Source organism: Candidatus Hakubella thermalkaliphila (assembly GCF_013281975.1).
Classification (GTDB): Bacteria; Actinomycetota; Humimicrobiia; order Hakubellales; family Hakubellaceae; genus Hakubella; species Hakubella thermalkaliphila.
This window is the reverse complement of record NZ_BLRZ01000087.1, coordinates 1-8,365: the sequence shown is the minus strand read 5'-3', so window position 1 is coordinate 8,365 and position 8,365 is coordinate 1. Positions and strand designations below refer to the sequence as shown.

Below are 8,365 nucleotides of genomic sequence, written 5' to 3'. Positions count from 1 at the left end.
ATTGCGATGGGGAGAGGAGAGTGGCCTATGTGGCCAGGACCAAGGCCAGAGACATAGTGATTCTCAGCCAGGCCGATAGCTACGGAGCCAGCGAATAAAGCCGGCGCACCCGGTTTTTGGCGGAAATGGGTATGGCTTCTTCTGGCTACACCCAATTAGAGGGCTATGTGGGCTCCAGCAAGAATGCCGAGGTTGTCTGCAGGTCTATCTGCAATGGGGGTCTGATCAGGCTGGGGCAGGGAGACTGGAGTGTGGCTGACCAGGTGCTTGTATCTGCTTATGTTCTGACCGGGCTGGCTGACCCCGATCGCTGGTGGGTTAACCTACCACCTACCTCTAACCAGAACCATCCTCACCCCGAAGGGGCGCTGTCCTCCTCCTACTCTTCGGTGCAGACCTACAAGTCATGTCCCATGAGATACAAGTTTGATACCCATTTCAGCTTGAGCGATCCCAGAGGCCCCTATATAGCCCGAGGGAATCTTTATCATCGGATCATGGAGGAGTTTTTCCGGAGAAGAGACTGCTCCTATTCTGTGGAGGGCCTGAGGTCCCTTATAGATCAACTCTGGGATGATGCCATTTTTGACTTCAAACCCATGGCCATAGAGCAAAAAAGAGATGCCTACCAAAAATTCAGCTCCATTTTCGCCTACCTTCCTCCCCGCAAGCCCAGGCTCCTGGCCCTGGAGAAGAAGTTTAAGTTTGCCCTGGAAGGTCACGTCTTTCGAGGAAGGATTGATCAGATAAATGAGCTGGATGGAGGCCAGGTTGAACTCATCGACTACAAGTCCACCAGCACGCCTCTCAGTGATGACAGGGCTGCTCAAGATCTTCAGTTGGGCATTTATCTTCTGGCTACTTCTCTTTCCGATGATCTTCGGGACTACCGGGATCGAGTGGCGTCCATGAGTTATTTCTTTATAACCGACAAGGGTAGACCCAGAAGGGAGCAGAACCCATCTCCTCAGAGGGAAACTGAGGTAAGAGAGGAGATTCTGGACATAGTGGCCAAAATTCTGGCCGAAGAGTTCCCGGCCCAGCCCGAGAGCACCTGGGAATGTAACACCTGTGAATATCAATATCTGTGTCCCCGAAAGTATGGTCCCAGAAACAACTGGTGAGACATGATTGGTGAGATAAAGGAAGTCAAACACACCGAGGAACAAAAGGCAGCTCTTTCTCATATCTATGGCCCCAGCCGCATCATAGCCTGTGCTGGATCAGGTAAGACCACCGTCTTGACCGATAAGATCCTCAGGGTTATAGAGGAGGGGATCGCCCAGCCCTTTCAGATCCTGGCCCTTACCTTTACCAATAAAGCCGCCCAGAATATGAAGGAAAGGGTCATAAGAAAGTTGCAAGGAGAAGTAGATGAGCATGAACTACAGATCTCTACTTTCCACTCTTTTGGATATGACATTATCCGGGAAAATTCCCTTCTCATGGGCCTGGATACCAATGTCCGTCTCATCGGTCGGGCTGAGTCCTGGCAGCTTCTTTATGAGATCTTCGATGATTTCGTCTTTCATAAGGTCAAGATAGGCCTGAATATCGGTGGTTTTCTGGATCATCTTCTGGACTACATCCTGGACCTGAAAGATCATCTTATTGACTTTGAGACCTACGAGAAATTTATCATCCGACGTCCCCAGGAGATAGCTGCCTTTCCCAGCGATGCTTTAGGCAAGGAGGAGGAAGAGGTCTTTGAGAAGCAAAAGGAGCTCCTCCAGGTCTACCAGGGATATGAAGAGATCAAGTTCAGAAACAACTATATAGATCATGGGGATCAGATAATGCTTCCGGTTAGGCTCTTCAGAGAGAGGCCGGCCATTCTGGCCCGCTATCAGAATCGATTCCCCTTCATCTTCGTGGATGAGTATCAGGATACCAACATTGCCCAGGCCGAGCTGGTCTACCTTCTAGCCGGACAGAGCAAGAACGTGACGGTGGTAGGCGATGATGATCAGGGTATCTATGGATGGCGGGGTGCCACCATTCAGAACTTCCTGCACTTCGGTGACGCTCCTCTCTTTGGCCCGGGAGAAGTGAAGGATTTTCGCATCCAGTCCAATTTCCGTTCCGGGCAGCGGATTATAGATGTCGCCTCCAGGACAGTGGAGGCTAATCTTCAGAGGGTGAAGAAGATACCCCAAGCTTACCATCGTGACCAGAGGTCGGAAGTTTATGCCTTCGTCAGAGACAGCTTCGCCCAGGAGATGGGCCAGGTGGCCCACCAGATCAGGAAATTGGTGGCAGAGCAGGGCTACGGATACCGGGACATAGCAGTCCTGTGCCGGAGGAAGCTTTTTGAGCTCATATCCGAAGTATTCAACCGGGAGGGAATTCCCTATGAGCTGATCGGAGACCGGAGTTTTTTCTATCGTCCAGAGATTCTGGATGCCATTTCCTGGCTCAGACTCACTCGTGATCCCAACCATGGGATCTCTCTGGTCCGAATCCTGCAGGGGGAACGTTTCAAAATATGTGATCGAGATATCTTCTTCCTGGCTCAACAGGCGCAGGAAAGCACCCCCAAATCCTCTCTGGAGGCCGAAAGAAGGCAAACCCTCTCTCTCATTGATGCTGTGCTTAATGCGGATCAGTCCGAAAAAGTGAGCCCGGAGGCAAAGGAGCGCCTCCGTCAACTAAAAAATGATTTGAGGAGATTTATTCTCCTTTCGGAGCGCTTCCGGCTCCCCCAGCTATTAAGGGAGATTTTTGAATCTACGGGGCTTCTGGATGAACTTCGGGCAGAAAACAATCCTGAATCTCACCGCAGACTGCGCAATCTGGAAAAGCTGATCCGCATAGCCGCTGATTTTGAGGGAGTCCGAGAGAAAGCTTCCTTTGAGAACTTTGTCCTCTATTTGGAAGAAGTGCTTAAGGCAGCGGAGAGAGAGCCGGAAGAGATTTTGATAGGGGAGGAAGATACCGTAAAGGTGATGTCAGTCCATGCGGCCAAGGGGTTAGAATTTCCAGTGGTCTTTGTACCCCTGCTCTGCGACGGCATCTTTCCCGGGCGGGACAGGAAGGCCAAGTTTCAAGTTCCTCTATCCTTAAGGGGAGACCGAGATTACATTCCCCGACCGGAAGAGTACTCCAGCAAAGCCAGGTTTAAACAAGCCCAGGAGGAGTTCTATCTGGAGGAGGAAAGGAGGCTTTTCTATGTGGCCTGTACCAGAGCTATGGAAAAGCTTTATCTTTCCGCCCACCGGATTACTGATCCTACTAACAAAAGAGAAAGAGAGAAAGAGATATCTCCCTTTCTAAAGAATTCCCTGGAGACCGGGCTGGTGGAGATAATAGAAGATGTAGATAAAGATAAGTCTGTCCTGCAGGCTCCGCTTCACCCTTCTTTTAACCTTCCTCCTCAATCTGGGGATGATTCAGCAGTTTACATTGCTGAGAATGAGAGAAAGAGTACCTATCCTGGCCAGATTCAATCTAACCATCCACTGACCTATATTGTTAAAAACGCCCGGACTCTCGGTGAGCTCAAAGACCGGTTGAAAGAGCTCCATTCAGGGATCTCTTTCAGCCCCGATGTAGAGAAAAGGGCCTATGAGGCAGAGCTGGATCTTCTGAAACTTCAGCGGGAGAAGGAAAAGCCGGGCCGGCTGGAGCCAGTGCCCCGGCATATCTTCAGCTATTCGGCCCTCAATACCTATCGAGAATGTCCTCAGAAGTACTTTTGGAGCTACATAGAACCTCTTCCTACTCCTCATACCTACTTCATGAAAGTGGGCACCTTTATCCATCGGATGATCGAGTTGGCTTCTGGACAAAGTTTGAGTATTCTCGATCTGAACTTTCCGGAAAGTTTTGAAAAATACGAGTACAGCCCGGCCTACTGGGAAGGAGGAGAGCCAGTGGTAGATGAGGAGAGAGAGAAGCTCTCTCCTAAGGAGATGGCTCTTAATTTCGCCCGGAGCAGATTTTCCCGGCCGGATCCAGAGGTAGTCCAGGTGTTGGTGGAGCAGCATTTCAACTTGAAAGTAGGAGACAATGTCATCGTCGGGGTTATTGATAGAGCCCAGAAATATGCTGACGGAGGGTGGGAAATAATAGACTTCAAGTCAGGAGTAAGAGGCCAAAGGGATGTTCTAAGCAGGAATTTCCAGCTCCAGATCTACGCCCTTGCCTTCTCGGAGATCTTTAGGGTCGACCCCCAGCGTCTGAAATGCACCCTCTTCTTCCTGGGCGATGGAAGTGAGGAATGCGGAGTCTATGGAGAGCAAAAGCTGGCTCAAGTGAAGAAGGAGATAATGAGGATAACAGAGGCCGTAAAGAAGAACAAATTCAGTCCCAGAAAAAGCTTCCGCTGTGAGAGCTGCCCCTTTGGGGAGCTCTGTGCCTGGAGAAGAGGAACAGCACATAATCTCGGATAATAATAAGCGCCATCAGGAGTCTCTAGTGAAGCTGGAAAGCATAGCCCTGGTCACAAAAATAATTGCTCTGTTAACCATAGGTCCGATAGTGGTTATCGGCAATCTTGGCATCAAGGTAACCGGCGGGTTTTGGGCTTGCCCCTTTCCTCTACCGTTCATCATGTGTAACGTGTGTCCGATATTTTGTACTTTTGGCCAGATTCGTTCAGGGCTATTTTTGGGCATAGTGGGTACCAACTTTTTGGCGGGGCAGGCTTTCTGTGGATTTTTCTGTCCTGGTGGAATTATCCAGGATCTGCTATTTAAGGTTCCCCTAAGGAAGATTACCATACCCCGACGTGCGGACTCTGTGCTCAGGCATATAAGGTATGGTGTTGCTATCCTGGTCATAGGTCTGGTAATTCATGCCACAAATCTCTGGGTTGGATTTCCCCTAATGGCAGAGCTATGGTTTTTCCTGGCAAGATATGGTGATGAGGTACGTATTGCCCTGATAGGCACTGCCATAATCCTGCTGGGGTTGGCGCTGTTTGTGGGGCGGAGCTGGTGCCGGTATCTGTGCCCTTTCGGTGCCTGGATATCGGTATTTAATAAATACAGCTTGCTAAAGAGAAGGCGCAGTCCTGGAACATGCGTTTCCTGCCGCCTTTGCCATCAGCGCTGCTCTGGCGGGTTGAACCCCATGGGCAGCCAGGGGACCTGGCGCTCCCTTGAATGCGTTAGATGTCTCCAATGCTATACTGCCTGCCAGGCCAACGTCTTCCAACTTCACTGGCGGGGGTGGAGGAAGGAGGAAGAGATTATGAAGAGGGATACTAAACGCTGGAAATCGGTGTTGCGAAGGGCTCTGGAGGTGGTGATACTGATGTCGTTTATTGTGATCGGGGGCATGATCGTTTGGCAAGGCATTCCTTAATCAAGGGGGTCCATTTTAGTGTGCTGGCCACCCATATAGAAGGGGGGAAAAGTAAAAAGAAGTTCTCTGGATGATCCTCCGGATTAAAGTTATTTTTCTCATTGTCCCTCGATGGGTCGGTCTCTTCTCTGGCGAACCACCAGATAGGCTCCGGCACCTCCTCCCATCATCAAGGCTGCTACTGCTACTCCCCCGGTGACCAACATGGTCGCATCGAACCAGAACCCCTGGGGAAACATTCTTAGCAAGTTGTGCTTCTCGGGGTCCAGGATCCAGTAATCACTTCCGGGAAAGCTAATCACGTGAAATTTCCACCAGAACCAATTAAAGGCAAAAAGCGCCAGGCCCCCCAGGATAAGTGGCAGAACAATAGTGGTGACGCTCCCCCCGAGTACTGCTTTGGCCAGCTTTGGCAAAAAGGCTTTTCTAAGACAGGCAAAACCCAGGGCAAGGTAGGCGAAAGTGTAGACCAGAGCTATCTCCTGCACGCGGTAAGACAACTGAATCAACCTCTTGACCTCCCAGAGGTGGATGATCTCCCGACGAGTGGGAAAGACCTGGCGCAGCCGATCCCCAATTAGCTCATCCTCTGAATTGAAATACACTATGAGCTCCCGGGCTATTTCAGCCAGCTCAGCCCGGTCAACCGGCCGTAACAGACTTATCTCGTATTTATCGAAGCCATACTCATAGAGGCGGATTTCATTGACCGCTACCCTGATGCCACTGGTGAGGAGCAAAATAGGCAGGCAGAGCACAAAGATGATCCCAAGTCCAGCTTGAAGAGTTCTCATCACGTATCCCATGCAGGTATGATAACAAACCTGTTCCTGAATTGTAAGAGGTTTTTACATGCGGTTATAATGTGGTTAAAATGTTATTAAGAGAGCCGAGAAGATTTCAGCCCGCCTTATTAATGGGAATCGCTGGCATTTCGATTACCTCGATCTGGGTAAGGCGCATAAGTGTATCCCCTCGCTCTTGGGCTGCCAGGGGTAAAGGGGCTCTTTTTATACAGTGCTAGAAGCAGGCAGTTTTTAATCGAGAAAAGAGGTGGGAGAGAATGCAACGAAGTGATTTGATTAAGAAAGGCCTGGAGCGGGCTCCGCATCGCGCCCTCCTTAAAGCCTGTGGGGTGACGGACAAAGATTTTGAGAAACCATTCATTGCTGTAGTTAATTCCTGGACAGAAATTGTCCCTGGACATATTCATCTACAAGAACTGGCCCAGGTAGTGAAAGAAGGTATTAAAGAGGCAAATGGCCTGCCTTTTGAATTTCACACTATCGCAGTATGTGATGGCCTAGCCATGGGACATAGGGGGATGAAGTATTCTCTGCCTTCCCGGGATGTAATTGCCAACTCCATCGAGATAATGATTGAGGCTCATTGCTTTGACGGGATGGTTCTTATCCCCGCCTGCGATGAGATTGTTCCCGGACATTTAATGGCTGCTGGCAGACTGAATATTCCCACCGTAGCGCTTACTGGTGGACCGATGCGGCCTGGCAGTTTTAAGGGTAAATCTGTAGATATAATTGATGTATTTGAGGCTATAGGAGAGGTCTCTCGAGGCAAAATGAAAGAGGATGAGTTGAAAGAACTGGAAGATTGTGCCTGTCTTGGTGCAGGAACCTGTGCTGGGATGTTCAGTGCCAATACTTTAGCCTGTGGAGTAGAGGCATTAGGGTTATCATTACCTGGCTGTGCCACCTGTCACGCTCTGGATCCAAGAAAAAAGGAGATTGCCAAACAGACCGGAAGGCAGATTGTAGAGTTAGTTGTCCGGGGTATTACCGCCAGGAGAATAATGACCTATCAGGCTTTCCAGAACTGGATAAGAGTTTCTTTAGCTGTAGCTGGTTCTACTAACGATGTTCTGGAAGTCATGGCTGTTGCCAGAGAATGTGAAATTGAAATTCCCCTGAATTTATTTGATAAACTTTCCAGAACCACACCCCATATCTGCGATATGCGTCCTGGCGGCTCTTACACCCTTGAGGATCTGGATAGAGCCGGTGGTGTAGAAGCAATAATGAAGAGACTGGAGCCTTTATTAGACCTAAATTGTCTTACCGTTACCGGAAAGGCAATCGGTGATAATATAGCAAAGGCAAAGGTTCTGGATGAGGAGGTGATTCGGCCCCTCCATAAGCCGGTTCATCCCACGGGCGGGTTGGCTATACTCTACGGGAACTTAGCTCCAGAAGGGGCGGTGGTCAAACAGACTGCTGTAGTAGAGGGCATGTTAAAGTTTAAAGGTCCGGCCCGGGTATTTGAGTGCGAGGAAGATGCCCTGCGGGCCATACTGGGTGGTCGGATAAATAAGGGTGATGTAGTGGTCATCCGATATGAAGGGCCAAAAGGTGGTCCGGGCATGAGGGAGATGCTTGCCCCTACTGCTGCCATCTGTGGTCTGGGCCTATCTGAATCGGTAGCCCTTATTACTGATGGTAGATTCTCGGGTGGCACGCGGGGTCCTTGCATCGGTCACCTATCGCCTGAGGCATCTGATGGAGGGCCGATAGCTTTAGTTGAGGAGGGAGATAGCATTTTTATAAATATTCCTGAACGCACCATAACTTTAGAAGTAGAGGCGACAGAACTTAATCGACGCCACCAGGCATGGAAGCCTCCACAGAGAAAGAATACTGGTTATCTGCGCCAGTACGAATGGAACACTTCAAGTTCAAATAAAGGCGCCAGTATCTCAGGTTAGCAGAGTGAGATCACCCACCTACTGTTGCCGTTAACTACGGAATCAGTTACAATAATGAAACTATTTCGAAAGGAATCGCCCATGCACCGCGGCGCACCACGTCGCATGAAAATTGGGTTATTTTCAAGGGAGTAAGCGTTATGAGTTCTACTCGACATGATTTAAGCAAACTAGCTCGGTTAGTAGCTTACAGAAAGATGGACCGGCGAGAGTTCTTGAGCCAGGCATTGAAAGCTGGAGTCTTGGCCACAGCCGCCTCGATTTTCCTGACCGCTTGCCGCCGGCCCCCCGTAGCAGAGGTAGCTCCCGAAGAGCCTACCCCTTCCTTCGACCAGCAGG

General features: G+C 49.9%; 6 protein-coding genes. 5 read left to right on the top strand and 1 reads right to left on the bottom strand.

What is annotated here, in order from left to right; genetic code table 11:
* Window positions 1-131 precede the first annotated feature (131 nt).
* From HW443_RS08150 to HW443_RS08140, 3 genes are read left to right on the top strand one after another with little or no spacing between them, the layout of a single operon-like run.
* Window positions 132-1,124 carry a RecB family exonuclease gene (locus tag HW443_RS08150; RefSeq protein ID WP_176238052.1) on the top strand — a complete coding sequence of 331 codons (993 nt, stop codon included), beginning with the start codon at window positions 132-134 and terminating at the stop codon, window positions 1,122-1,124.
* Window positions 1,125-1,127: 3 nt separating this feature from the next.
* Window positions 1,128-4,391 carry an ATP-dependent DNA helicase gene (locus tag HW443_RS08145; protein ID WP_176231293.1) on the top strand — a complete coding sequence of 1,088 codons (3,264 nt, stop codon included), beginning with the start codon at window positions 1,128-1,130 and terminating at the stop codon, window positions 4,389-4,391.
* 25 nt (window positions 4,392-4,416) lie between these two features.
* Window positions 4,417-5,307, top strand: coding sequence for a 4Fe-4S binding protein (locus HW443_RS08140; protein ID WP_176231294.1), 891 nt, complete (start codon window positions 4,417-4,419; stop codon window positions 5,305-5,307).
* A gap of 98 nt (window positions 5,308-5,405) precedes the next feature.
* Here the strand turns inward: HW443_RS08140 and HW443_RS08135 are convergent, their stop codons facing one another.
* The gene (locus tag HW443_RS08135) at window positions 5,406-6,101 is read right to left on the bottom strand and encodes a TIGR01906 family membrane protein (protein ID WP_176231295.1); all 696 of its coding nucleotides are present in this window, start codon (window positions 6,099-6,101) and stop codon (window positions 5,406-5,408) included.
* A 269-nt stretch (window positions 6,102-6,370) separates the two neighbouring features.
* Here HW443_RS08135 and ilvD point away from each other — a divergent pair, with 269 nt between their 5' ends.
* A complete protein-coding gene (gene ilvD, locus HW443_RS08130; RefSeq protein WP_176231296.1) occupies window positions 6,371-8,026 on the top strand; it encodes a dihydroxy-acid dehydratase in 1,656 nt (551 codons plus the stop codon).
* 140 nt (window positions 8,027-8,166) lie between these two features.
* A partial coding sequence (locus HW443_RS08125; protein WP_176238051.1) for a hypothetical protein occupies window positions 8,167-8,365 on the top strand: 199 nt, incomplete at its 3' end.